This is a genomic window from Streptomyces sp. H39-C1 (assembly GCF_027158125.1).
GTDB lineage: Bacteria > Actinomycetota > Actinomycetes > Streptomycetales > Streptomycetaceae > Actinacidiphila > Actinacidiphila fildesensis.
Window position 1 is genome coordinate 53,915 of record NZ_JAPVLS010000040.1, and the last position, 24,286, is coordinate 78,200.

The following is a 24,286-nucleotide window of genomic DNA, read 5'->3' on the forward strand; positions in this document are numbered from 1 at the left end:
CCTCTCCTCAGGGAAAGGTCTAGTCCACTTACGCCATGAAGATCACCCTTCGGGCGCAGGCGAATCGCCTGGTCTGCGGGCTTCCATCCCTTCTGTCCCCGCTGTTGGGCAAGGGTGTTGCCGAAGCGAGACAGCCGTGGTGTAGACCTTGGGTGGGCAGCGCGGGCAGACTCGGGCACTTGACGCCCCCGGAAACGCGCGGGGGCGGGCGCATGAAGCGGATGAAGGCGGTAGGACAACGGTGCACCGGCGACGACTCCTGGGCACGGCGGCAGCGGGTATCGCAGCGGCGCTGGCTCTGACGACACTCAGTGGATGCGGTGGCAGCAGCGCACTCGGCGGTGATGTCACCCTGCACATGGTCGCGGCCGACTACGGCACCGACGCGGCCACCAGCTCCAAGAAGTACTGGGACGAGCTCGGCCGCGCCTTCGAGGCCAAGAACCCCGGCATCAAGGTGGACATCCAGGTCATCGACTGGGACCACGTCGACACCAAGGTCGCCGAGATGGTCAAGGCCGGCAAGGCGCCGGACATAGCCCAGATCGGCTCCTACGCCGCCTACGCGTCCAAGAGCCAGCTGTACAGCGCCGACGAGCTGTTCCCGATCAGCACCCAGGCCGACTTCATCCCCTCCCTCGCCGCGGCGGGCGAGCAGAACCGCACCCAGTACGGCATCCCCTTCGTCTCCAGCTCCCGGATGTTCTTCTACAACCAGACGCTGTTCGACGACGCGGGCATCAAGAGCGCCCCCAAGACCTGGGCCGACATCGAGGCCGACGCGAAGAAGCTCAAGGAGCACGGCGTCAAGATGCCGTACGGGCTGCCGCTCGGCCCCGAGGAGGCGCAGGCCGAATCGCTGATCTGGATGCTCGGCAAGCAGGGCTCGTACACCGACACCGTCGGCAGCTACACCCTCGACTCGCAGCCGAACGTCGAAGCGATGGAGTGGCTCAAGGAGAAGCTCGTCCAGCCCGGCCTGACCGGCAGCAGCGACCCGGCCAAGACCAACCGCCGCACCGTCTTCGACGCCTTCCTGGCAGGCAAGGCCGGCATGGTCAACGGCCACCCGACGCTGCTCAAGCAGGCCCTCGCCAAGGGCATCAAGGTAAAGGCCGTGCAGATCCCCGGCGAGGGCGGCCAGATGGCGGAGACCCTCGGCGTCGCCGACTGGATGATGGCCTTCAAGCAGAACGGCCACCGCGGCGAGATCGGCAAGTTCCTGCAGTTCTCCTACAGCCCCGAGAACTCGATCAAGTTCCTCGACGAGTACGGGCTGCTGCCGGTGACCAACTCGGCGATGCAGGCGATGCGCAAGGACCCGAAGGACAAGGACCTCATCGAGTTCATCGACCTGCTGCCGTCCGCCCAGTTCTACCCGGTCGACAAGACCTCGTGGGGACCGGTCAGCGACCAGATGAAGAAGGTCCTCGGCAGCGCCGTGCACGCCGACCCCAAGACGGTTCTGAGCGACCTGCAGCGGTTCGCCGAGAACCAGGACGCCGCGGAGAAGGTCAAATAGTCACGGGTCGGGTGGCCACGGGTCACGTTGTGGCCGGACAAGTGGCCGCCGGTCATGTGGAGGAGACGCGGGTGGAGAGCGAGAGCGAGAGCCTGACCGGCCAGGACCGGGCCGTCCTCGACCTCGCCGCCCGCACCTGGGCGGGGCCCGGGGCGAAGGAACGCGCCATCAGGGAGCAGCTGGGCATGTCGGCCACCCGCTACTACCAGCTCCTCAACGCCCTCCTCGACGATCCCCGGGCACTCGCCCACGACCCGGTGACCGTCAACCGGCTGCGCCGCGCCCGGGACACCCGCCGCGATTCGCGCTGAACGCGCGCATGCTCCCGTGTGCCCGCCCGGCGCCCGCCACCACCCTTCCAACGAAGTGCTTCGCACGCCCCCTCCTCTGCCCCTCCTCCCCTCGGTAGGGTCGGGGTCATGAGCAGTCACCTGCTGACCTCGTCCACGTCCGACGGCAAGGAAGGGCTCGCGGCGTTCCTCGCGAACCCCGAACGTGCCGTGGTCGCCCTCGATTTCGACGGCACCCTGGCGCCGATCGTGCCCGACCCCGAGAGCGCCCGCGCCCACCCGGGCGCGGTGCCCGCACTCGCCCGGCTCGCCCCCCACCTCGGGGCGGTCGCGGTGATCACCGGCCGCCCGGCGGGCGTCGCGGTCCGGTACGGCGGCTTCGCCGGCGTCCCGGGACTGGAGCGGCTCGTCGTCCTCGGGCACTACGGCGCGGAGCGCTGGGACGCGGTCAGCGGCGAGGTGAAGTCCGCGGGCGACCACTCCGGCGTCGACGCGGTACGGGCCGAGCTGCCCGGCTTCCTCGACCGGATCGGCGCCTGGCGCGGCACCTGGATAGAGGACAAGGGACGCGCGGTCGCCGTCCACACCCGCCGCACCGAGAACCCGGAAGCCGCGTTCGAAGCCCTCCGCGACCCCCTCGGCGAACTCGCCGCCCGCCACGGCCTCATCGTCGAGCCCGGCCGCCTCGTCCTGGAACTGCGGCCCCCCGGCATGGACAAGGGCGTCGCCCTCGCCTCCTACCTCCGCGAGGCCGACGCCGGCTCGGTGCTCTACGCCGGCGACGACCTCGGCGACCTCGCCGCCTTCGGCGCCGTCGAACGCCTCCGCGGCGAAGGCCTCCCCGGCGTCCTCGTCTGCAGCGGCACCGCCTCCGGCGAGGTCCCCCCAGAACTCGTGGCCCGCTCCGACCTCGTCGTGGACGGCCCGAAGGGCGTGGTGGATCTCCTCAACGCCCTGGCGGACGCGCTCGAAGCACACTGACCGCCTCCGGCGGGGGCGCGGGCGGTGCCGAGGGTTTCTGCGGCGCGCCCGCATCGCTCCCCGCACGGGAGGCCGGGGTCGGTCGCGTGACGTTCCGGGGCTGTGCCGGCGGCGCCTGATCTGCGAAGATCTGTCAGCTGCACGATGCCGCAGCCGCCGGGGGGCGGCCCATGCGCCGTGGGAGCGTCCATCGCGACTTTTCTGGGGGTCAATGCCGTGCGCAAAGCACGCATAACGGGGCTTGCTGTATCGGCCCTGCTCATCGGTACCGGCCTGCCGGCACTCGGCGTCATGGCGCAGGCCGCGCAGGCCGACGCGGGCAATCTGTACGTCGACAACGGCTCCGCCACCTGCTCGGACGCCAGTGCCGACGCGGGGAGCCAGGCCGTACCGTTCTGCACCATCTCGGCGGCGGCGAAGATCGTCGAGCCGGGTCAGACGGTGCGGATCGCCAAGGGCAACTACCGGGAGTCGGTGGAAGTCACCCGGTCCGGTACACCCGAGGCGCCGATCACCTTCACCGGGCCGGGGTACGAGAAGACCGTCGTGCCCGGCGCCGTGGTGATCGGCATCCAGCAGGACCTGCTGCATGCCGTCAGCTTCAAGGGCGTCCATGACGTCACGTTCGAGCACTTCACGCCCAAGAGCGGGCATGAGGCCGTGCTCGTCACGGATTCCGGCCGGATCACGGTGAACGACGCGTGGATCCAGAGCTCGGGCTGGAAGAGCGTGACCGGCGGAGTCACCTATCCCGCTGTCCGGGTGACCGGGCAGAGCAGCGATGTGACGGTGAGCCGGAGCCGGGTCACTATGACGCCGGGCGACGCCATCAGCGTCGATCCGGGAGTGGTGCGCGCTGTCGTTTCGACCAACCAGATGGTCACCAACATCGGTCGCGCGGTGGCCGTGACCGATGCGCCGGGCACGGTGGTCACCAGCAACACGATCGGCGCGAACTGCGGTGCCGGCGTGGAGCTGGCAGGAAATTCTTCCGGGGCGACGGTCGAGAACAATGTTCTCCTGAAGCTCTCGGGCCGCTCCCCGCAGGGATGTTCCTCCAGCCAGTATCTGACCCTTGCGGTGTCGGCCGCTTCAACCAGTGGTACGACAGCGGACTACAACGTCGTGACGAGCGACGCGCCGAACGCGTACCGCTGGGCGGACCAGACGTATGGCGGTATTCCCGCATTCCAGCAGGCTTCCGGACAAGGGGCGCACGACGTTGCTGTTCCCCGCGCGTTCATGACGCCCCAAGAGGGTTCGCCCATGATCGACTCAGCCGACGCGAACGCGCCGGGCCAGCTGGACACCGACCTGCACGGCTCTCCCCGTGTCGACGACCCGCTCGTCGCCGACACCGGGACCGGCGCGGGTCACCACGACCGGGGCGCGTTCGAGTTCCAGGACCCGATGGCGCTGACCTACAACGTCACACCGAAGGCGGGCCAGGCTCCGCTGGATGTGACCGTGACCGGCGCGGCGACCGCGACCTGGGTGCCCATCACGCAGTACTCCGTGGACTTCGGCGACGGCAGCGCCCAGGTGACCTCGGCGACGCTTCCCGTCGGCCACACCTACCCGGCGCCCGGCACCTACAAGGTCGCTGTGACCGCGACCAACGCTCTCGGCCACACCGCGACGGTGCTCCAGAGCCACGTCGTCGCGCCGCCCGCACCGGTCGCCGCCCACCTGGCCGTCCGTAGCGGCACCGACGGCATGCCGCTGCGCGTCACCGCCGATCCGTCCGCGACCGTCAGCCCCTGGCCGGTCGCGAGTTACCGCTACGACTTCGGCGACGGCACCCCGGTCACCGACGACCCCGTCCACACCTACGCGGCGGTCGGCACCTACGTCGTCACGCTGACGGTGAAGGACGACCACGACCGGACGGCCGCCTCTCTTCAGCAGGTCACGGCGGGCAGTGCGTTCGTGCCCGTGCCGTCCGCGCGGCTGCTGGACACCCGGAGCGGGAACGGTGCTCCGGCCGGCAGCGTCGGTCCTCGCGGTGTGGTGCAGGTGCCGGTGACCGGGCGGGCGGGTGTGCCCGCGAACGGGCATGTGACGGCGGTGCTGCTGAACATCACCGCCACCGAGCCGACCACCGGCGGTTTCGTTACCGCCTACTCAGGTGGCACCTCCCGGCCCACGGCGTCGAGCCTGAACTTCACCGCCGGACAGACGGTGGCGAACGCCGTGCTCGTCCCGGTCGGCCCCGACGGCAAGGTCGCGCTCTACAACGGAGCGGGCGGCCGGGTCCAGTTGCTGGCGGACGTCGTGGGGTATTACGCCGACGTGGTCGGGAACCCCGCCTCAGGGGGCTTCCACAGCCTTCCGTCCGCCGGTCCGGTCCGGCTGCTGGACACCCGGAACGGAACCGGCGCGCCCAAGGGCAAGCTCGGCCCGGGCGGCACCGTTCGGCTCAAGGTCAGGGGCGCCGCAGGCGTACCGGCCGGGGCGAACGCGGTCACCCTCAACCTGACCGCGACCGAGTCCGTGGGCGGCGGCTTCGTGAGCGCGGCGCCCACCAGCATCCCGCCAACCACTTCCAGCCTCAACTTCTCCACGGGCCAGATCGTGTCCAACCAGGTCACGGTGCCGATCGCGGCGGACGGCACCGTGCTGCTGTACAACCAGAGCGGCGGCGTGCACCTCATCGCCGACCTGCAGGGTGCTTTCGTCGATCCCGCGCAGGGCGGTGACCCGTTCATGCCGACGACCCCCAGCCGGCTCGTCGACACCCGTGACGGGACCGGCGGGTACAAGGGCAATCTGGGCGCGGGCAGCACGATGCGGATCAGAGTGCCCGGTGCGGGCGGGAGCGCCGGTACGGGACACGCGGTTCTGGTGAACGTCACGGCGGCCAACACGCTGGCCGGTGGCTTCCTCACCGCCTACGCGGACGGCGCTTCGCAACCGGGAACGTCGATCCTGAACTTCCCGGCGGGCAGCACTGTTCCCGGCCTGGCTCTCGTACCGCTGTCCCCCGAGGGGTACTTCGACATCTCCATCCCGGTGGGATTCGCCGACATCGTCGTCGACCTGCAGGGCTACGTGGCCTGATCACCACCTGATCACCTGAACCGGCAAGCCGAGGGCCCGGTGCCCGCATCCTCCTGGATGCGGGCACCGGGCCCTCGTTCGATACGTCAGGCCAGCGCGTTCAGCTGGGCCAGGAACCAGGCGGCCGGGGGGAGGGCCGTGGCCGCTGCTGCCAGGCGCTTGGTGCGTTCGGTGCGTTCGTCCTTGTCGAGGGTCAGGGCCTCGTGCAGGGCACGGGCCGTGGAGCGCAGGTCGTACGGGTTCACGACCAGGGAGTCGTCGCCGAGTTCCTCGTAGGCGCCGGCCTCGCGGGACAGGACGAGGACCACCCCGTCGTCCGAGACGACCGGGATCTCCTTCGCCACGAGGTTCATTCCGTCGCGGATCGGGTTGACCAGGGCCACGTCGGCGAGACGGTACGCGGCCAGCGACCGCGCGAAGTCGTCCTTGACGTGGAGGAGCAGCGGCTGCCAGTCGGCGGTGCCGAAGTCCGCGTTGATCTCGTCGGCCACCCGCTGCACTTCGGCGGTGTACTCGCGGTAGACCGCGAGATCGTGGCGTGACGGGTACGCGAAGGCGATGTGCACGACGCGCTCGTGCCACTCCGGGTGCTCGGTGAGCAGCTGCCGGTACGCGAGGAAGCCGCGCACGATGTTCTTGGAGAGCTCGGTGCGGTCGACGCGGACGATCGTGCGGCGGCCGGGGCCGATCTCGGAGCGGAGTGCGGCCAGCCGTTCCTCGACGTCGTCCTGGTGCGAGCGCTCCCGCAGGAAGTCGGCGTCGGCGCCGAGGCCGTGCACGCCGATCCGTGTGGTGCGGCCCTCGTGGGTGACGGTCAGCTCCCCGGCGGCGTCGTGGCCGACGTCCGCGCCGAGCACGTCCGCGCAGCACGCGGCGAAGGCCTCGGCCCACCGCCGGGTGAGGAACGCGGCGCGGTCGGCGCCGAGGATCCCGGTGAGGAGCTGGGCGCCGATGTCGTCGGGCAGCAGGCGGTAGTAGTCCGGCGGCGCCCACGGGGTGTGCGAGAAGTGCCCGATGCGCAGGTCGGGCCGGCGCTCGCGCAGCATCGCGGGGGCCAGTGACAGGTGGTAGTCCTGCACGAGGACGGTGGCGCCTTCCGCGGCCTCCTCGGCGAGCGCGTCCGCGAAGGCGGCGTTGTACGTCTCGTAGGAGGCCCAGTCCTGCCGGAAGTCCTCGTCGAAGAGGGGTTCCAGGTGGGTCTGGAAGAGCAGGTGGTGGACGAACCACAGCACGGAGTTGGCGATGGAGTTGTAGGCGGCGGCGAAGATGTCCGGCTCGATGCCGAGCATGCGCGTCTGCGCGTCGCCCTCGCCGCGGCGGACCGCTTCGCGGTCGCCCTCGCTCATGGCGGCGCACACCCAGACGGCGCCGGCGTCGGGGCCGATGGCGCTGAGGCCGGACACCAGTCCGCCGCCGCCGCGCTGGGCGGTCAGCGTGCCGTTCTCTCCGAGGGTGTAGGAGACGGGCCCGCGGTTGGAGGCGACGAGGATCGGGGCTGCGCGGTGAGCGACCATGCCGCCAGCCTAGCCAGGTGTCCTGCGACGCAAACGTGGTGGCGGCTTCGCCGCGGGGGTGGTTGCGGGGGCCGGGTCCTCCGGGGTGGGGCTTCGAAATCGACTATTTACGAGCCTGGCGGCTCACAAATAGCTCGGCAGCATTTCGAAACCCCACCCCTCCGGCCCCGTCCCCCTCACGTCCCCGGGCTCCGTGAGGGGGTGGTGGAGGGGGCTTGGGTTGTCAGCCCGTGCGGCGTGCCCCGCGGAGGGCTGTGTATTCGGGGATGGTGATCATCGGGGGGCGTTCCTCGGCTGCGACCTGGTGGGTGCGGGGGGCGAAGCCGCCGTTCGGGGCCCGGTCGAACTGGGTGAGGACGGGGCGGACGAGCTGGCCGCGGGCGAGGCGGACCTGGGCGGTGCGGTAGATCGTGGCGGCCATGCGGCCGAGGGCCTGGCCGTCCTGGTGGCGGTGGTGGCGGACGCCGACGTCCACCTGGGCCAGCGCGTCGAGGCCGACGGTGTTCAGGGCGTCGATGAGCATGCCGAGCTCGACGCCGTAGCCGACCGGGAAGGGCAGCCGCTCCAGGAGGGAGCGGCGGGCCGCGTACTCGCCGCCGAGGGGCTGGACGAAGCCCGCGAGGAGGGGCCAGTGGAGGTTGAGCAGGGGGCGGGCGACGAGTTCGGTGACGCGGCCGCCGCCGGCCGGCACGATCGTGTCGCCGGTCTCCAGTGGGCGGTCGTACATGGCCTTGACCAGCTGGACGCCGGGCTCGGTCAGCAGGGGGCCGATGATGCCGGAGACGAAGCCGGCGTCGAAGTCGCGCAGGTCGGCGTCGATGAAGCAGACGATCTCGCCGCTCGTCACCAGCAGCGAACGCCACAGCACCTCGCCCTTGCCGGGCACCGCGGGCAGGTCGGGGAGTATCTCGTCGCGGTGCACGACCCGGGCTCCGGCGCGCGCCGAGACCTCCGCCGTACGGTCCGTGGAGCCTGAATCGATCACGATCAGCTCGTCCACCAGGGGCACGGGACCGCTCATGAGCTCGTCGTGGATGGTGCGGACGATCGCACCGACCGTGGCCTCCTCGTCGAGGGCGGGCAGCACCACGCTCACCGTGCCCCGGTCGCCCGCGGAACGCTTGGCCGCGAGCAGCCGCTCGAGGGGCCGGTCGGCGGCGGACCAGGACCGTCGATCGAGCCAGCGCTCCACCTCTTGCAGCACGTGCTTGACTCCCTGATGTGACGGTTGGGCATGGAATCCACCCCGTGACGGGACCCTGTGTGGCCCGTCTCGCGGTTCGGACGACTATCTCAAGTGTCCGGCTCGTCGGTTACAGTCTTGAACAACGCGAGTGACCGCCGCATGCCGGGGGTCACCACGGAAAACAAATGCCCGGGTGAGAGCCCGGTGCCACAGCGCTCATCCAGAGGGACTGAGGGAACGGCCCGCAGAAGTCCCGGCAACCCTCCCGCCACATCTCGTCGTCGACGACGCGAGGCCAGGTGGGGAAGGTGCCAATTCCGTCTCGTGGCGATCGTCGCCGCGGGGAAGATGAGGAGAAAGGGCCTCGCCGTCATGGCTGTGCAGACCATCGACAACACCACTGAAGCCACCCCGGACACCGGACCCGCGTTCGGACCCGCCGTCGCGCTCTCCTGCCGCGAGTGCGGAGAACGCGTTCCGCTCGGACCGGTCTTCGCGTGCCAGGAGTGTTTCGGGCCGCTCGAAGTGGCCTACGACCTCCCCACCGGTGACCCGGAAGCCCTGCGCAAGCAGATCGAGTCCGGCCCGGCGAACATCTGGCGCTACGCGCCGCTGCTGCCCGTTCCGGCGGACGTGGTCGACAAGCCCAATCTGAACCCGGGCTGGACCAAGCTCGTCAAGGCCGACAACCTGGCCCGTGAGCTGGGTGTCACCGGCGGCCTGTACGTCAAGGACGACTCCGGCAACCCGACGCACTCCTTCAAGGACCGCGTCGTCGCCATCGCCCTGGAGGCCGCCCGCACCTTCGGCCTCAAGACGCTCTCCTGCTCCTCCACGGGCAACCTGGCGGGCGCCGTCGGCGCCGCCGCCGCCCGCGCCGGGTTCCGCTCCTGTGTGTTCATCCCGCACGACCTGGAGGCCGGCAAGGTCGTCATGGCCGCGGTGTACGGCGGCGAGCTGGTCGGCATCGAAGGCAACTACGACGATGTGAACCGGTTCTGCTCCGAACTGATCGGCGACCCGATCGGCGAGGACTGGGGCTTCGTCAACGTCAACCTGCGTCCGTACTACGGCGAGGGCTCCAAGACCCTGGCGTACGAGATCTGCGAGCAGCTCGGCTGGCGGCTGCCGGACCAGATCGTCATCCCGATCGCGTCCGGATCGCAGCTCACGAAGATCGACAAGGGGCTGCAGGAGCTGATCAAGCTCGGGCTGGTCGAGGAGAAGCCCTACAAGATCTACGGTGCGCAGGCCGAGGGCTGCTCCCCGGTCTCCGCGGCCTTCAAGGCCGGCCACGACGTGGTGCGCCCGGTGAAGCCGGACACCATCGCCAAGTCGCTGGCGATCGGCAACCCGGCCGACGGCCCGTACGTGCTCGACATCGCCCGCCGCACCGGCGGAGCGGTCGAGGACGTCACCGACGAGCAGTGTGTGGCCGCGATCAAGCTGCTGGCCCGGACCGAGGGGATCTTCGCCGAGACCGCGGGCGGGGTGACGGTCGGTGTGCTGAAGAAGCTCATCGAGACCGGTCAGCTCGACCCGGCCCTGGAGACCGTCGTCCTCAACACCGGTGACGGACTGAAGACCCTCGACGCGGTCGCTCCGACCACCGGCCCGACCGCCGTCATCCGCCCGACCCTTGCCGCGTTCCGAGAGGCTGGCCTCGCATGAGTGCTTCTGTTCGTATTCCGACCATTCTCCGCACCTATACCGGCGGCCAGTCGGAAGTCCCGGCCGAGGGTTCGACGCTCTCCGAGATCCTTGAGTCGCTGGAGAAGAACCACACGGGTATTTCGGCGCGCGTTCTCGACGACACGGGCAAGCTGCGGCGCTTTGTGAACGTCTATGTGAATGACGACGACGTGCGCTTTTCCGAAGGTCTGCAGACCTCGGTTCCGGACGGCGCGAATGTCTCGATCATTCCGGCGGTAGCCGGAGGCTGACCTCCGTCCATACCCAGTCCCGCGTGAACTCATGCCCGCCTCATGCCCCGTCCGCCCTGTGGTGGGCGGGGCATCTGGGTGTGGGGCGGTAGTTGAATCGAGGTACAGTTGCGGTGGACTCCCGCCCGGCCCCGCACGCGGTTCGACGATTTATCGCCAAATTCGCGAGATGATTGTCGTGTAGGCGAAGTATGTCCGGTCCGAGTTGCCCCGGATCCTTATTGTTCCTCCCCGTATTTCCGATCAGTCGTGCCTGGAATTCTCGTCGGATTGACCTGTTGCAGAGGGCATCCGTACGGATACATTCGGCCGCGGTCGACGCGTTCCGGCGCACGCCCCCGACCTTGGCGGGGGTGAGGTCTGACCCGGGTCCGCGAAGTGCGGATTCGCGATAGGGCCAGCAATAGGGGAGTTAGGGATGGCTCAGGGCACCGTCAAGTGGTTCAACGCGGAGAAGGGCTACGGCTTCATCGCGGTCGACGGTGGTGCGGATGTTTTCGTCCACTACAGCGCGATCCAGATGGACGGCTACCGCACCCTCGAGGAAGGCCAGCGGGTCGAGTTCGAGATCTCGCAAGGTCAGAAGGGGCCGCAGGCGGACATGGTCCGCCTGGCCGGCTGAAGCTCCGGAGCGTCGCCGACGGCGCTACGCACTCACGCCGAAGGGTCCGTGTCCCGACAGGGGCGCGGGCCCTTCGTGCGTCCCGGTCCCGGCGGTCGTGGAGGCACCCCTGGCCGAAGCTCGGGGAGCCGCGCGGCGCCCCTCCGGGACCCCGAGTTATCCACAGTCGCTTGCACTCGACTAGGGCGAGTGCTAATCATTGGCGTTAGCACTCTGACAGTGAGAGTGACAGAAGGACCGGGTCGGCGAGGCCCGATCGAGCGCCGGGAAGAGCCCGGTGATCGGCAGGCCGTCCGTCGCGGGCGCCACGCGGTCCACTGAAATCCACCCCTGTCCGGGAGGACCACTTCTATGGCCAAGATCATCGCGTTCAACGAGGAAGCTCGGCGCGGCCTCGAGCGCGGGATGAACCAGCTCGCCGACGCCGTCAAGGTCACCCTCGGCCCGAAGGGCCGCAACGTCGTCCTCGAGAAGAAGTGGGGCGCCCCCACGATCACCAACGATGGTGTTTCCATCGCCAAGGAGATCGAGCTCGAGGACCCGTACGAGAAGATCGGCGCCGAGCTGGTCAAGGAAGTCGCGAAGAAGACCGACGACGTCGCCGGTGACGGCACGACGACCGCGACCGTTCTCGCCCAGGCCCTCGTCAAGGAAGGCCTCCGCAACGTAGCCGCGGGCGCCAACCCGATGGCCCTCAAGCGCGGCATCGAGAAGGCCGTCGAGGCCGTCTCCGCCCAGCTGCTCGAGCAGGCCAAGGACGTGGAGACCAAGGAGCAGATCGCTTCTACGGCCTCCATCTCCGCCGCCGACACCCAGATCGGCGAGCTCATCGCCGAGGCGATGGACAAGGTCGGCAAGGAAGGCGTCATCACTGTCGAGGAGTCGCAGACCTTCGGGCTCGAGCTTGAGCTCACCGAGGGCATGCGCTTCGACAAGGGCTTCATCTCCGCCTACTTCGCGACCGATCTGGAGCGTATGGAGTCGTCCCTCGACGACCCGTACATCCTGATCGTCAACTCGAAGATCGGGTCCGTGAAGGACCTGCTCCCGCTCCTCGAGAAGGTCATGCAGTCCGGCAAGCCGCTGCTGATCATCGCCGAGGACGTCGAGGGCGAGGCGCTCTCCACCCTCGTCGTCAACAAGATCCGTGGCACCTTCAAGTCCGTCGCCGTCAAGGCTCCGGGCTTCGGTGACCGCCGCAAGGCCATGCTCGGCGACATCGCCATCCTCACCGGTGGCACCGTCATCTCCGAGGAGGTCGGCCTCAAGCTGGAGAACGCCGGTCTCGACCTGCTCGGCCGTGCCCGCAAGGTCGTCATCACCAAGGACGAGACCACGATCGTGGACGGATCCGGCGAGGCCGACCAGGTTGCCGGTCGCGTCAACCAGATCCGTGCCGAGATCGAGAACTCGGACTCGGACTACGACCGTGAGAAGCTCCAGGAGCGCCTGGCGAAGCTCGCGGGCGGCGTGGCCGTCATCAAGGCCGGCGCCGCGACGGAGGTTGAGCTCAAGGAGCGCAAGCACCGTATCGAGGACGCCGTTCGCAACGCGAAGGCCGCCGTCGAAGAGGGCATCGTCGCCGGTGGTGGCGTCGCTCTCATCCAGGCCGCCGTCGCGTTCGAGAAGCTCGAGCTCGAAGGTGACGAGGCGACCGGCGCCGCGATCGTGAAGCTGGCCCTCGAGGCCCCGCTGAAGCAGATCGCCGTCAACGGTGGCCTCGAAGGTGGCGTCGTTGTGGAGAAGGTCCGCAACCTGCCCATCGGTCACGGCCTGAACGCCGCGACCGGCGAGTACGTCGACATGATCGCCGAAGGCATCATCGACCCCGCCAAGGTCACGCGCTCCGCGCTGCAGAACGCGGCCTCCATCGCCGCGCTCTTCCTCACCACGGAAGCCGTCATCGCCGACAAGCCCGAGAAGGCCGGAGCCGGCGCCGGCGCCGGTGGCGGCATGCCCGGTGGCGACATGGACTTCTGACCTTCTGGTCAGAACTCCGGTCAGCGGTACCCGTAGTAAGACCGAGGGCGGCATCCCCAGCTGGGGATGCCGCCCTCGGGCGTTGTGTGCCCGGACAGGCCCTACACGTCGGATCCGGTGGGCGTCAGGCGCCGGAACCAGTCGGTGTCAGGCGCCGGCCGACTCCAGGGCGGCGCGCAGATGGCCGTTGCTCTTCGCCAGCAGCCGGGCCGCCGTGGCCGCGTCCACATCGGCCAGGATCGCCAGGATGGCGTGCTTGACCTCGCCGTCCGCCGCGGCCAGCGCCGCCTCGATCGCGGCGTCCGGTGCCCCCGTCGCCAGGGCGACGATCCGGCGCGACCGCGCCCGCAGCTTCTCGTTCGACGCCCGGACGTCGACCATCAGGTTCCCGTACGTCTTGCCGAGCCGGATCATCGTGATCGTCGAGAGCATGTTCAGCACGAGCTTCTGCGCCGTGCCGGACTTCAGCCGGGTCGAGCCGGTGAGCAGCTCGGGGCCGACCACGACCTCGATACCGTGCTCGGCGGCCGCCGCGAGCGCCGAGTGCGCGTTGCAGGACAGCCCGACGGTGAGCGCCCCCAGCGAGCGGGCGTGCTCGACGGCGCCGATCGCGTACGGGGTGCGGCCGGACGCCGAGACGCCCACGACGGTGTCGTCCGGGCCCAGCGCCAGCGCGTCCAGATCGGCGGCGGCCAGCGCCCTGCTGTCCTCGGCGCCCTCCACCGCGGTGACCATCGCGGCCGGTCCGCCCGCGATCAGGCCGACGACCTGCCCCGGCTCGGTGTTGAACGTCGGCGGGCACTCGCTCGCGTCGAGCACCCCGAGCCGGCCGGCGGTGCCCGCCCCGGCGTAGAGCAGCCGCCCGCCGCGCGCCATCCGCTCGGCGATGTCGTCGATGGCCGCGGCGATGGCCGGCAGTTGTGCGGCGACCGCGGCCGGGACGGTGGCGTCCTCGGCGTTCATCGTCCGGGCGATCTCCAGGGTGGAGAGCCGGTCGATCTCGGAGAGCTCGGGCCGGAACGCCTCGGTGGTGAGGGTCTCCAGCTCCCGGCGCAGCTCGGTGTAGTCGGAGTCGGTGGAGGGGGACATGCGGCTCGTACGTCCTTACGTGAAGCGGTGAGCCATGGCGCCACGTCATCGCGCCACAGCATGATGCTGCGTCCTGTGTGCGGATAGCGGTCGGGGGATCGGGGGCTGGTGCTGGACGGGGCTCCGGTCAGGAGCGGGAGGCGCGCGGACTGTGCCGGTGGGCCAGCGCCTCGTACGAGGCGGACAGTGCGGGTGCGGCGGTCTCGTAGGTGCGTTGCATGACGCCTATGAACAGGAAGTCCACCACGAGGAGCTGACTGGTCCTGCTCGACATCGCGGCCGGCCGCAGCTCGCTCTCCCGCGAGGTGGACGTGGTCAGCACATGATCGGCGTACTGGGTGACCGCGCCGTCCGGGCGGCCGGTGATCGCCACCGTCGTCGCACCCCGGTCGAAGGCCACCCGCAGCGGCTCGATGACGTCATGGGTGTTGCCCGAGTGCGTGATCGCGATCGCCACATCGCCCTGCCGCAGCTGGACCGCGTTGGTGATGGCCAGGTGCGTGTCACCGTGCGCGTGCGCGATCAGCCCGATCCGCAGCAGCTTCTGGACCAGGTCCTGGCCCACCAGGCTGGACGCGCCGATGCCGAACACCTCGATACGGCGCGCCGCGGCGAGGGCCCCGACGGCCGCCTCCAGCTGCGCCACGTCGAGCTGAGCGGCGGTGTCGGCGAGCGTCTGCTGCTCCTCGCGCGCCAGCTTCGCCACCACCTCGGTCAGCGGATCGTCCACGGCGATGTCCGCGGTCACGGCGGGCGGTACGCCCGCCGCCTGCTGCGCGGCGAGCGCGGCCAGCGCCAGCCGCAGATCCCGGTAGCCGGGATAGCCGAGCAGCCGCGCGGTGCGGACGACGGTGGCCTCGCTGGTGCCGGTGCGCTGCGCGAGCGCGGTCACGGTGAGGTGCGCGCAGCCGGCGGGGTCGTTGGCCACGGCCTCGGCGACCCGCTGCATCGAGCGGGTCATCGACGGCCCGACCGTACGGACCGTGGCCGCCAGCGTCCCGGGGTCGGGGCTCCTGTCGGGCACTCTGGACGTGGCGGGGGCGGCGGACGCGTCACGCGACGGCCGTGCGCGCTGGGGGAAAGTTTCCTTCACGCTGTACGTCACATCTTGAAAGATATTTTCAGGCGGTGGGGGCGTCAAGGGGACAGGAGGCAGAATGGACGGATGGATCGTGATCTGGAAGAGGCCCTGCACGGCGCGCGGGCGCTCATCCTCGCCGACCTCGCCGCCCGGGACGTAGCCGGACCGGACGTCGTCTCCCTGGTCGAGAACGCCGTCGCGCAGCGCCGCTGGTGGGTCGAGCAGTGGCCCGAGGGCATCGAGTTCGTCGCCGGGCTGGTCGCCCAGGACGTCCAGGACGCGCTGCTGGCGCGCTTCGGACGCTGGCCGCTGTGCCCGCTGTGCGAGGAGCCGCACGGGCTCGCCGTCGAACCGGAGCTCGGGCCCGACCCGCACTGGGTCTGCGAGACCGCCGGGGCGGTCGTCGCCCCGGTCGGCGGGCTGAGCTGACGATGACACCCTCCCGAACCGGGGCCCGGTCCCGGACGTGGACTCTGCCCCAGGGGACGGCGGTTTCATGACGCTCTACATCGACCCGCCGACCTGGCCGGGGCACGGCCGCATGTGGTCGCACCTGGTCAGCGACGTCTCCTACGAGGAGCTGCACGCGTTCGCCGCGCGGCTCGGCTGCCCGCCGAAGGCGTTCGAACGGGACCACTACGACGTTCCGGCCGCTCGCTACGCCTCGGCCGTCGAGCTGGGCGCGGTGGAGGTCGGCAGCAAGGAGATCGTGCGGCGGCTCATCGGCGCGGGGCTGCGCCGCCGCAAGGCCCCGCCGGCGGGTGACGCGTCGGCCGCGTCGGCCTGATGAGTGCGTCGAGGTCAGCCTGAGTGGGTCGAGGACGGCCTGAGTGGGTTCCTGAGTGGGTTGCGGTCAGCCTGAGTGCGTCGAGCCGGTGACGTCGGCGGGCGTCGAGCCGGTGACCTCGGCGGGCGCCGGGACCGCGGGCACCGGGTGGCTCGCGATGACGCGGCTCGCGCCGTGCCGGCGCAGCGAGACGAGTACGAGGCCGATGGCGACCGCGGCCATGGCGGCGCCCGCCCAGGCGGTGGCCGCGAAGCCGAAGCCGCCGCTGATGACGAGGCCGCCGAGCCAGGGCCCACCGGTGTTGCCCAGGTTGAAGGCGGACGTGGTGGTGGCGCCGGCGAGGGTGGGGGCGGCGCCCGCCACGTTGAAGATGCGGGCGTTGAGCGCGGGCGCGGTGAAGAACGCCGAGAGGCCCAGCAGGAACGACAGCACGATCACGGCGATCTGGTTCTGCGCGGTGAGCGCCATCGCGCCCAGGAAGACCGTGGACGCGGAGATGCCGCCGATCATCACACCGAACAGGTGGGCGTCCGCGAAACGGCCGCCGATCGCGGTGCCGATCAGCGCGCCGACCCCGAAGAGGCCCAGGATCGCGGGCACCGAGCCCTCGGGCAGCCCGGCGACGTCCGTGAGCAGCGGTGCGAGATAGCTGAAGGCGCAGAACACACCGCCCGCGGAGAGCGCCGTGATGGCGACGGCCAGCCAGACGTTGCCGTCGCGGTAGATGCGCAGCTCCTCGCGGAGCCGGGGGCGGACGTCCGGGATCGGTATGCGGGGGATCAGCGCGATCACGCCGACGAGCGCCACCGCCGACATCAGGGCCACCGCCCAGAACGCGGAACGCCAGCCGAACTGGTCGCCGAGGAAGGCACCGGCGGGGACGCCCAGCACGTTCGCGATGCTCAGTCCGCCGATCATCACGGCCATCGCCCGGGCCCGCGCGTTCATCGGGACCATGGAGATCGCGACGGCCGCGCCGACCGCCCAGAAGCCCGCGCAGGCGAGCGCGCTGATCACCCGGGAGGCGAACAGCAGCGCGTAGTTCGGCGCCACGGCGCCCGCGACCTGCCCCAGGCCGAAGAGCGTGATCAGCGCGATCAGGGTGGTGCGGCGCGGCAGCCGCAGCGTGGCCACGGCGAGCAGCGGAGCCCCGACGACCATGCCGATCGCGAACGCCGAGATCAGCAGTCCGGCCTGCGGGATGCTGACGCCGAGATCGTCGGCGATCGGCGGCAGCAGGCCGGAGAGCATGAATTCCGAGGTGCCGAGCGCGAAGACACTGAGCCCGAGGACGTAGACGGCTACGGGCATGCGGGAGCGGCTGGCGTCGGCGGAGGGCATAACAGTTACCAGCGCCTCGGGTGACCTGCGTATTCCCGCGTATTCCCGGACAGGCTCGGCCCGGTCAGGTGGCCCGGTCAGGTGGCAGGGTCGGTCGCGGGACCGGTTGCGAGGAGCAGTTCCAGCTCGGTGCCGAGGTTGCGGCGGGCGATGTGCTCCCAGCGCTCGTGGCCGACCGGGGTGCGGAAGAGCCGGGGCAGATCCAGCAGTTGGCGCAGGACGGCGGCGCGGCCGGACCGGAAGGCGTCGTCGGGCACGAAGCCGTACTCCTGGCGGACGGCGGCGGCGTAGGCGGCGTACGCGGCAGGCTCACCGGCCAGGACCGCGAGATCCGCGTCACACAGGACCTCGCCGTTCCGGTCGTCGGGTGCCGGGTCGTGGCTGGTCGTGAGCAGCACCAGCCGGACCACCTCGGCGATGCGCGCGGCGTCGACCCCGGCCTCGGCCAGCGCCCGCTCGGCCAGCCGGGCGCTGCGCTCCTCGTTCTCGGAGCGGTCCGGGCGGTACACGGCGTCGTGGAACCAGGCCGCGAGCAGTACGGCGTCCGGGTCGTCGGCGTAAGCGGCCAGCTCGGCGATGTGGTCGAGTACGGCGACCAGGTGATCCGTGGTGTGATACCACCGCTGCTCCTCGCTCCACCGGCCGAGCAGGTCCTCGCCGTAGGCGGCATCGGGTGCGGGGGTGGGGGCAGCGGTGGGGGCGGAGCCGGGAGTGTCCGAAATCGGGGCGACCCGGGTGCGGCGCAGCAGGTCACACCATTGGGTGAGCAATGCGGCATGCTGCGGGTGCTTCGTCGCGGGGGTGACAGCCATGGTGGCTATTGTGCGCCTGAGGGCTCGCGCGGGGGTGACGATTGTGGCACTCTTGGTCATATGTCTAGACCAATTTTCGAGGTGATCGCCCTCGGCGTCGATGACGCCGTAGCGGCCCAGACCGGCGGCGCCGACCGCCTCGAGCTGGTCACCGACATGGCCGCGGACGGCCTCACCCCGTCCCGCGAGACCTTCGCCGCCATCCGTGCCGCCGTGCACATCCCGCTGCGCGTCATGCTGCGGCTCTCCGACGGCTTCGGCGCCGGCGACATCGACGCGCTCTGCGCGGCGGCCGAGGGGCTGCGCCGCGAGGGTGCGGACGAGTTCGTCCTCGGCTTCCTCGACGGGCGCGGCGGGGCCGACCTCGAGGCGGTCTACGCGATCGCCGACGTCATCGACGGGTGCCGGTGGACGTTCCACCGCGCCATCGACCGCGCGGCGGACCGCGACGCGGTGCGATTGCAGCTGGCGGGGCTGCCGGGGCTGGACACGTATCTGACGGCCGGGTCACCCAAGGGCGTCGACGACGGCCTCGCGGTGCTGGTCGCCGAGGCGGCCCGGACGGCGGCGGAGCCGGAGCCGGAGCCGGGGTACGAGCCGCGGATTCTGGTGGGGGGCGGGTTGAACCGGGAGCATCTGCCGGCGTTGCGGGCGGCGGGGATCGACGCGTTCCACGTCGGCGGGGCGGTTCGCCCTGCGGGCTGGGCTTCCCCTGTGGACGTGGGTGCGATGAGGGAGTGGCGGGCGTTGCTGGATGCGCCGGTGCCGGTGGGTTAGGCGGGGTTGGTTTTTTGGTTCCGGTGCCCGGGTCCTGCGGGGCGGCGGTTCGAAATCGACTATTTAGGGCCTGGCGGCCCACAAATAGCCCGGCAGCATTTCGAACCCCCACCCCTCCGGCCCCGGGCACCTCGCGTTCCAGCCCGAGCCCCCGCTCGACCCTGTGCCACCCGCTCAGGTAGGGATGCCCCGGCTGCAGGCGCAACGGTCCGCGGGTAGCCGCGTGTCGGTGACGTGCATTTGTGACGGCAGTGGGGGGCACCCCCGGCCGAAGGTTGGGGGAGGGCGGGGACAGCTCGCCGCAGGCGGAACGGTGCGGTGGGGGCGATGTAACCGCACCCGCGCCGGAGGCGGCGCGGCTCGCCGCAGGCGCAACGGTGCGGTGGGGGCCGGGCTTCAGGCCCCGCCGCCCAGCCGGAGGCTGAACGTTGAGCCGTGGCCTCGGCCGGCGGAGGCGACTGTCGCGGTGCCGCCGTGGGATTCGGCCAGTTGGCGGACGATGGCCAGGCCCAGGCCGCTGCCTCCCGTTTGGCGGTTGCGGGATTTCTCGGCGCGCCAGAAGCGGTCGAAGACGTGGGGGAGGTCGTCGGGGGCGATGCCGGTGCCGGTGTCGGTGATGTCGATCACGATGCGGTCGTCGTCGGTGTAGCCCCGCAGGGAGACGCTGCCGCCCGGCGGGGTGTGGCGGATGGCGTTCGAGACGAGGTTGCCGACCGCCTGGCGGAGGCGTACCGGGTCGGCCTGGAGGCCGAGGTCGCCGGGGGTGACGGTGAGGGCGACGCCGGCCGAGGCGGCGCGGGCGCGGTGGGCCGCGGCGACCTGTTCCAGGATGTCGCCGAGGCGCACCGCTTCGGGGTGGACGCGGAGCGTCCCGGCGTCGGCGGCGGCCAGGTCCTGGAGGTCGTCGATGATGTGCTGGAGCTGGAGCGCCTCTTCGAGGAGCGAGGAGTTGAGGGCGTCGTCGGGTTCCGCGATGCCGTCCTCCACCGCTTCGAGCCAGCCGCGGATGTTGCTGACCGGGGTGCGCAGTTCATGGGCGACGTCGCTGACCATGGCCTTGCGCTGTTCGGCGAGGCGCTGGCGTTCCTGGGACATGTCGTTGAAGGCGGCGGAGAGCCGGCCGATCTCGTCGCCGGTGGCGACGGTGACGCGCGCCGAGTCGTCGCCGTCCCGCATGCGCTGGGCGGCGTCGGTGAGGGCGCGCAGCGGGCGGATGAGGCGGGCGGCGAGCAGGAGGGTGACGGCGGCGGCGAGGGCGAGGACGAGGGCCGCGACGCCGGCGACGCGCAGGGTGTTGGAGCGGGAGAGGGCGAAGCCGGGGGTGGTGGCGCCGCTCGGGTCCGTGACGAAGAGGTACGCGGCGGGGGCGACGAATTCGCGGAGCTGGTCGCGGCGCGCGGTGTCGACGCAGTCGGCGGTCTTGCGTTCGGTGATGCCGCCGCCCTTGGGGTCGCGGACGGCGGGGGCCGGAACGGCCCGGGGCGTCCGGACGGCGCTGGGCGTCGGGACGGGGGTGGGCCCCTGGGCAGCTGCGGCGCCCGTCCGGCCCCAGGTGAGGTCGGGGTTGAGTTCGAGGAGTGGCAGGTTCTCGGTGGTGAGGCACTTCTTGAGACGGGAGTTGAGGTCGGCGAGGGCGGAGCTCTCGGTGGCGGTGGGGGCGGCGAGCCTGCTGCCGTTGCAGGACTCGTCCAGCACGTCGGAGGGGTCGCCGCCGACGACCTTGATGTGCGGGCGGCCGCTGGGGCCGTCGGCGATCTCGCCGGCGATCATGTAGTCGGCGAGGCAGGAGACGCTGCGCCGGGCGAGGTCGTGCAGCTGCTTGCGTTCCGCGGGGAGCAGCCGGAACGGGCCGACGGCGCGCGGGTCGATGTCGCCCGCGGTGGCGCCGGGGACCATGGTGGCGTCGACGTGCAGCGGGTCGAGGGCCGCCGACTGGGTCTGCGGGAGCGGGGAGCCGGCCGGTGCGGAGTCGGCGACCGGCCGCCGGTCCTGGGTGGTGACGGCGATACGGCGCTGGGTGGTGGCGGCCAGCTGGCGGACGGTGGGCGCGATGCCGTCCCAGTTGGCGTGGGTGGCCGCGTACTCGGCGAGCTTGCCGTAGATCAGGGCGTCGTTGGCCAGATAGCGGCTCTGCTCCTGCTGGATGGAACCGGAGGTCGTCTGGACGGCCAGCCAGGTGGTGGCGGCGACCGAACAGGTCGCGACCAGGACGAAGGAGAACAGCAGCCGGCCGAGCAGGCTCCTGCGGAACGGGACCTTGCCGCGGGCCGGCCGGGGTTCACGGGCCATCGTGCCCGCCGTCCGTCAGCTTGTAGCCGACGCCGAAGACCGTCACCAGATAGCGCGGCCGGCGGGGGTCCGGTTCTATCTTCTTGCGGAGGTTCATGACGTGCACGTCCACCGTCCTGGTGGTGATGTACCGGTCGAACCCGTGGACGTGGTCCAGGAGTTGGGCCCGGCTGAAGACCCGGCCCGGCAGCGCGGCCAGGGCCGCGAGGATGTGGAACTCGCCGGGGGTGCAGTCGGCGGGTCTGCCGTCGACGGTCACCTCGTGCCGCGCCGGGTCCACGGTGAGCCCGCCGACGCGCAGTACGGCGTCGGAGGTGGCATCCGGCTTGCGGGCGCCGCTGCGCCGCAGCAGGGTGCGGATCCGGGCCATCAGCTCGCGGGGGCTGTACGGCTTGGTCATGTAGTCGTCGGCGCCCAGGTCGAGGCCGAGCAGCAGATCGTCCTCGGTGGAGCGGGCGGTGAGCATCAGGATCGGCAGGTCGGACTCGGCCCGCAGGACGCGGGCCACGTCCAGCCCGTCGACCCTCGGCATCTGGATGTCGAGCACGAGCAGGTCCGGCTCCCGGCGGCGCGCCTCCTCGATGGCGGCGCGCCCGTCGTGGACGACGGTGACCGTGTGGCCCTCCCGCAGCAGATAGCGGCGGACCAGCTCGGCCTGTTTCTCGTCGTCCTCGGCCACCAGCACGTGTGCGCACATGAGGGCGAGCGTAAGCGCATCGAGCGGCCCGAACACGATCGCGACCGCGACCTGACAACTTCTTCATATCTGCTGGTCAGGGTGGAGGCCGGCCGGATGCCTAGTTCGTCCCCCAGCTACCGCTGGGAGGTGCCCCCAGCGGCCAGCTCCTCCGGCAGCGGCTTCGCGTGGAGCACCGCGAGGCCGGAGACGGCCCGGGTGAGGGCGACGTAGAGGCGGCGCAGCCCGGTGCGCTCGTCCGGCTCGCCCGAGACGATGGCGGCGGGCTCGTCGAGCACCACGTAGTCGTACTCCAGGCCCTTCGCGAGCGTCGCCGGGACCAGGGTGAGCCGGGCCTGCGCCGAGGTCTCCTCGCCGGGGGCGAGGTACGGCAGGCCGGCCGACTCCAGGGCGGCGGCGAGCGCCGCGATGCGCTCGTCGGCGGCGATGAGGCCGATGGAGCCCTCGTACGCGAGGGCGTCGTGGCAGGCCGCGAGAACGGCCGCGTCCAGCTCCTCCGCGCCCGTCCGGCGGATCACGAGGTCGCCGGGCGACTCACGGACCGAGGTGGCCGGGGCCAGCCCGGGGGCGATCGTGGGCAGCAGCAGGGACGCGTAGGCGATCACGCCGCGCGGCACACGGAAGCCGCGGGTCAGCTCCTCGACCGGGGCGCCCGGCTTGCCCAGGTGCGTGAGGGCTTCCTCCCAGCTGGCGGTCGCCCACGGCGTGGTGCCCTGCGCGATGTCGCCGAGCACCGTCGCGGAACCGGTGGAGCAGCGCCGTCCGACCGCCCGGTACTGCATGGGGGACAGGTCCTGGGCTTCATCGAGCACCACGTGGCCGAGCGAGTGGGTGCGCTGTACGAGGTCGAGCGTCTCGTCGATCAGCACCGTGTCGGCCGGGGACCACTTCGCCGAGGCGAGGCTGCGGGGCGGCTTCTCCCACAGCAGCGTCGCCTGCTCCTCCGGCGTCAGGATCCCGTCGGCGCACTCCGCGAGGAACGCGGCGTCGGACAGCAGCCGCAGCACCGTCTTCGCCGGGTCGGCCTTCGGCCAGACCTCCTTCACCGCGGCCTTGACGGCAGGATTGCGGGCCACCGCGTCCTGGACGCGGTCGTCCGGCGCCTCCCCGGACTCCTCCATGCGGACGAGGATGTTGTGCGCGATCCGCTGCGGCAGTGCCTCGTGGGCGGCGCCGTACCGGATGTCACGCTCCATCAGCTCCCGCACCAGCTCTTCGAGTTCGTACGCGGGGACCCGCCAGCGCCGCGAACCGCGCACCACGACGATCGGCTCCTTCGGCATCCGGATGCCGCTGCGCACCGCGCGCCGCAGCACCTCCGCCATCCGGGCGTCGCCCTTGATCCGGGCGCGCTCCGCCGGGTCCGTGCCGCGCACCGTGACGTGCGCGACCAGGTCGTCGACCGTCGCCTGCTTGACCTGCAGCTCGCCCAGGGCCGGCAGCACCTGCTCGATGTACTGCAGGAAGGACTTGTTGGGCCCGATGACGAGGGTGCCGGTGCGGGCGAGCCGCTCGCGGTGCGCGTACAGCAGGTACGCGACACGGTGCAGGCCCACGGCGGTCTTCCCGGTGCCGGGGGCGCCCTGCACACAGACGGTGCCGCCGATGCCGGCGCGGACGATCTCGTCCTGCTCCGGCTGGATGGTGGCGACGATGTCCCGCATCGGGCCGACGCGCGGCCGTTCGATCTCGGTCTGCAGCAGCTTGCTGGAGGTGCTGGCCTCGGCGGGGTCGGTGAGGTGCTCGTCCTCGTACGCGGTCAGTTCGCCGCCGGTGTAGCCGAACCGCCGGCGCAGCCGGACGTCCATCGGCTCGACGCGCGAGGCCCGGTAGAAGGGCTGCGAGACCGGCGCCCGCCAGTCGATGACCATCGGGTCGCCGTGGGCGTCGTGCACATGGCGGCGGCCGATGTAGAACTGCTCGCCCTCGGCGCCCTCGGCCCGCCCGTCTCCCGCCACCACCCTTCCATCGGAGCGCTTCGCGCTGCCCCTCCCCATTTCGACGCCGGGGGCGTGCAGGTAGTCCAGCCGGCCGAAGAACAGCGGGGTGTGCGAGAGGTCGGCGAGGGCCTTGATCCGGTTGTCGATCTCGGCGGCGAGGATCTTGGCGTTGACCCAGTTGCCGGTGACATCGGAGATGTCCAGCGCTTCCACGTCGGCGCGCATCGCGGTCAGCGCGGAACGGGATTCGGCGAGGTGGGTCTGTTCGGCCCGGAGCGGGTTCGCGTCCTGGGCGTGGTCGGGGTCGTGCAGGGGCACGGCATTGCCTCCGGCTTGTGCGTACGCAGGGAAGAAGAGAGAAGCCGACCGGTTTCC

Annotated in this window: 20 protein-coding genes and 1 riboswitch; of the genes, 11 read left to right on the plus strand and 9 right to left on the minus strand. The window is 71.0% G+C overall.

The features are described 5' to 3' along the window. Window positions 1-241: 241 nt before the first annotated feature. From O3W51_RS25315 to O3W51_RS25330, 4 genes are all read left to right on the plus strand, one after another. Window positions 242-1,522, plus strand: a complete 1,281-nt coding sequence (locus tag O3W51_RS25315) for an extracellular solute-binding protein (protein WP_138355898.1) — start codon at window positions 242-244, stop codon at window positions 1,520-1,522. Between the two features lie 71 nt (window positions 1,523-1,593). Next, window positions 1,594-1,833, plus strand: a complete 240-nt coding sequence (locus O3W51_RS25320; RefSeq protein WP_244809228.1) for a DUF3263 domain-containing protein — start codon at window positions 1,594-1,596, stop codon at window positions 1,831-1,833. 108 nt (window positions 1,834-1,941) lie between these two features. Continuing rightward, window positions 1,942-2,793, plus strand: a complete 852-nt coding sequence (gene otsB / locus O3W51_RS25325) for a trehalose-phosphatase (RefSeq protein ID WP_138355899.1) — start codon at window positions 1,942-1,944, stop codon at window positions 2,791-2,793. Window positions 2,794-3,009: 216 nt separating this feature from the next. After that, window positions 3,010-5,853 (plus strand): PKD domain-containing protein, encoded by a 2,844-nt coding sequence (locus tag O3W51_RS25330; RefSeq protein ID WP_187144922.1) that lies wholly within the window; start codon window positions 3,010-3,012, stop codon window positions 5,851-5,853. A gap of 86 nt (window positions 5,854-5,939) precedes the next feature. Here the strand turns inward: O3W51_RS25330 and O3W51_RS25335 are convergent, their stop codons facing one another. Together O3W51_RS25335 and O3W51_RS25340 are read right to left on the minus strand one after the other, a co-directional pair. Next, on the minus strand, window positions 5,940-7,367 hold the full coding sequence (locus O3W51_RS25335) for an alpha,alpha-trehalose-phosphate synthase (UDP-forming) (protein WP_269287400.1): 1,428 nt from the start codon (window positions 7,365-7,367) through the stop codon (window positions 5,940-5,942). Window positions 7,368-7,590: 223 nt separating this feature from the next. Beyond that, window positions 7,591-8,571, minus strand: coding sequence for a glucosyl-3-phosphoglycerate synthase (locus O3W51_RS25340; RefSeq protein WP_269287401.1), 981 nt, complete (start codon window positions 8,569-8,571; stop codon window positions 7,591-7,593). Between the two features lie 195 nt (window positions 8,572-8,766). Beyond that, window positions 8,767-8,908, plus strand: a riboswitch (SAM riboswitch). A 17-nt stretch (window positions 8,909-8,925) separates the two neighbouring features. On the opposite strand from O3W51_RS25340, the gene thrC reads away from it, so the two are divergent. The 4 genes from thrC to groL all read left to right on the plus strand — a co-directional run bounded on the left by thrC (window position 8,926) and on the right by groL (window position 13,098). Beyond that, window positions 8,926-10,224 (plus strand): threonine synthase, encoded by a 1,299-nt coding sequence (gene thrC / locus O3W51_RS25345; RefSeq protein WP_232485322.1) that lies wholly within the window; start codon window positions 8,926-8,928, stop codon window positions 10,222-10,224. Further along, complete coding sequence (locus O3W51_RS25350) at window positions 10,221-10,496, plus strand: ubiquitin-like small modifier protein 1 (protein WP_138355904.1); 276 nt, start codon at window positions 10,221-10,223, stop codon at window positions 10,494-10,496. Before thrC ends, O3W51_RS25350 begins: the two co-directional genes overlap by 4 nt. 418 nt (window positions 10,497-10,914) lie before the next feature. Beyond that, on the plus strand, window positions 10,915-11,118 hold the full coding sequence (locus O3W51_RS25355; protein WP_009339379.1) for a cold-shock protein: 204 nt from the start codon (window positions 10,915-10,917) through the stop codon (window positions 11,116-11,118). A gap of 351 nt (window positions 11,119-11,469) precedes the next feature. Continuing rightward, window positions 11,470-13,098 (plus strand): chaperonin GroEL, encoded by a 1,629-nt coding sequence (gene groL / locus O3W51_RS25360; RefSeq protein WP_138355905.1) that lies wholly within the window; start codon window positions 11,470-11,472, stop codon window positions 13,096-13,098. Between the two features lie 147 nt (window positions 13,099-13,245). Here the strand turns inward: groL and murQ are convergent, their stop codons facing one another. Both murQ and O3W51_RS25370 read right to left on the minus strand, forming a co-directional pair. Then, entirely contained in the window at window positions 13,246-14,187 is a 942-nt protein-coding gene (gene murQ / locus O3W51_RS25365) for an N-acetylmuramic acid 6-phosphate etherase (RefSeq protein ID WP_138355906.1), read from the minus strand. 127 nt (window positions 14,188-14,314) lie between these two features. Beyond that, entirely contained in the window at window positions 14,315-15,211 is an 897-nt protein-coding gene (locus tag O3W51_RS25370; protein ID WP_138355924.1) for a MurR/RpiR family transcriptional regulator, read from the minus strand. Between the two features lie 141 nt (window positions 15,212-15,352). Between O3W51_RS25370 and O3W51_RS25375 the strand changes: the two genes are divergently transcribed. Beyond that, window positions 15,353-15,697, plus strand: coding sequence for a hypothetical protein (locus O3W51_RS25375; protein WP_164295828.1), 345 nt, complete (start codon window positions 15,353-15,355; stop codon window positions 15,695-15,697). A 67-nt stretch (window positions 15,698-15,764) separates the two neighbouring features. Beyond that, complete coding sequence (locus tag O3W51_RS25380) at window positions 15,765-16,055, plus strand: DUF4031 domain-containing protein (RefSeq protein ID WP_138355908.1); 291 nt, start codon at window positions 15,765-15,767, stop codon at window positions 16,053-16,055. A 66-nt stretch (window positions 16,056-16,121) separates the two neighbouring features. Here the strand turns inward: O3W51_RS25380 and O3W51_RS25385 are convergent, their stop codons facing one another. Continuing rightward, window positions 16,122-17,366: a Cmx/CmrA family chloramphenicol efflux MFS transporter gene (locus O3W51_RS25385; protein WP_138355909.1), complete on the minus strand. Its 1,245-nt coding sequence runs from the start codon at window positions 17,364-17,366 to the stop codon at window positions 16,122-16,124. A gap of 107 nt (window positions 17,367-17,473) precedes the next feature. Beyond that, a complete protein-coding gene (locus O3W51_RS25390; protein ID WP_138355910.1) occupies window positions 17,474-18,208 on the minus strand; it encodes an HD domain-containing protein in 735 nt (244 codons plus the stop codon). A gap of 60 nt (window positions 18,209-18,268) precedes the next feature. Here O3W51_RS25390 and O3W51_RS25395 point away from each other — a divergent pair, with 60 nt between their 5' ends. Further along, window positions 18,269-18,985: a copper homeostasis protein CutC gene (locus tag O3W51_RS25395; protein ID WP_138355911.1), complete on the plus strand. Its 717-nt coding sequence runs from the start codon at window positions 18,269-18,271 to the stop codon at window positions 18,983-18,985. Between the two features lie 396 nt (window positions 18,986-19,381). Here the strand turns inward: O3W51_RS25395 and O3W51_RS25400 are convergent, their stop codons facing one another. From O3W51_RS25400 to O3W51_RS25410, 3 genes are all read right to left on the minus strand, one after another. Next, window positions 19,382-21,274 (minus strand): sensor histidine kinase, encoded by a 1,893-nt coding sequence (locus O3W51_RS25400; RefSeq protein ID WP_164295833.1) that lies wholly within the window; start codon window positions 21,272-21,274, stop codon window positions 19,382-19,384. Continuing rightward, a complete protein-coding gene (locus O3W51_RS25405; protein WP_138358902.1) occupies window positions 21,264-21,971 on the minus strand; it encodes a response regulator transcription factor in 708 nt (235 codons plus the stop codon). The genes O3W51_RS25400 and O3W51_RS25405 overlap by 11 nt, the downstream gene beginning before the upstream one ends. 116 nt (window positions 21,972-22,087) lie before the next feature. Beyond that, window positions 22,088-24,229: a HelD family protein gene (locus O3W51_RS25410; protein ID WP_269287402.1), complete on the minus strand. Its 2,142-nt coding sequence runs from the start codon at window positions 24,227-24,229 to the stop codon at window positions 22,088-22,090. Between the last annotated feature and the right edge of the window lie 57 nt (window positions 24,230-24,286).

What these genes read in the sequence shown, in the direction of transcription:
- O3W51_RS25350 (WP_138355904.1), top strand. Translation starts at nt 10,221, where the DNA reads ATGAGTGCTTCTGTTCGTATTCCGACCATTCTCCGCACCTATACCGGC.
- O3W51_RS25395 (WP_138355911.1), top strand. Translation starts at nt 18,269, where the DNA reads ATGTCTAGACCAATTTTCGAGGTGATCGCCCTCGGCGTCGATGACGCC.
- O3W51_RS25380 (WP_138355908.1), top strand. Translation starts at nt 15,765, where the DNA reads ATGACGCTCTACATCGACCCGCCGACCTGGCCGGGGCACGGCCGCATG.
- O3W51_RS25375 (WP_164295828.1), top strand. Translation starts at nt 15,353, where the DNA reads ATGGATCGTGATCTGGAAGAGGCCCTGCACGGCGCGCGGGCGCTCATC.
- O3W51_RS25355 (WP_009339379.1), top strand. Translation starts at nt 10,915, where the DNA reads ATGGCTCAGGGCACCGTCAAGTGGTTCAACGCGGAGAAGGGCTACGGC.
- otsB (WP_138355899.1), top strand. Translation starts at nt 1,942, where the DNA reads ATGAGCAGTCACCTGCTGACCTCGTCCACGTCCGACGGCAAGGAAGGG.
- O3W51_RS25390 (WP_138355910.1), bottom strand. Translation starts at nt 18,208, where the DNA reads ATGGCTGTCACCCCCGCGACGAAGCACCCGCAGCATGCCGCATTGCTC.
- groL (WP_138355905.1), top strand. Translation starts at nt 11,470, where the DNA reads ATGGCCAAGATCATCGCGTTCAACGAGGAAGCTCGGCGCGGCCTCGAG.
- O3W51_RS25385 (WP_138355909.1), bottom strand. Translation starts at nt 17,366, where the DNA reads ATGCCCGTAGCCGTCTACGTCCTCGGGCTCAGTGTCTTCGCGCTCGGC.
- thrC (WP_232485322.1), top strand. Translation starts at nt 8,926, where the DNA reads ATGGCTGTGCAGACCATCGACAACACCACTGAAGCCACCCCGGACACC.
- O3W51_RS25335 (WP_269287400.1), bottom strand. Translation starts at nt 7,367, where the DNA reads ATGGTCGCTCACCGCGCAGCCCCGATCCTCGTCGCCTCCAACCGCGGG.
- O3W51_RS25400 (WP_164295833.1), bottom strand. Translation starts at nt 21,274, where the DNA reads ATGGCCCGTGAACCCCGGCCGGCCCGCGGCAAGGTCCCGTTCCGCAGG.
- O3W51_RS25405 (WP_138358902.1), bottom strand. Translation starts at nt 21,971, where the DNA reads ATGTGCGCACACGTGCTGGTGGCCGAGGACGACGAGAAACAGGCCGAG.
- murQ (WP_138355906.1), bottom strand. Translation starts at nt 14,187, where the DNA reads ATGTCCCCCTCCACCGACTCCGACTACACCGAGCTGCGCCGGGAGCTG.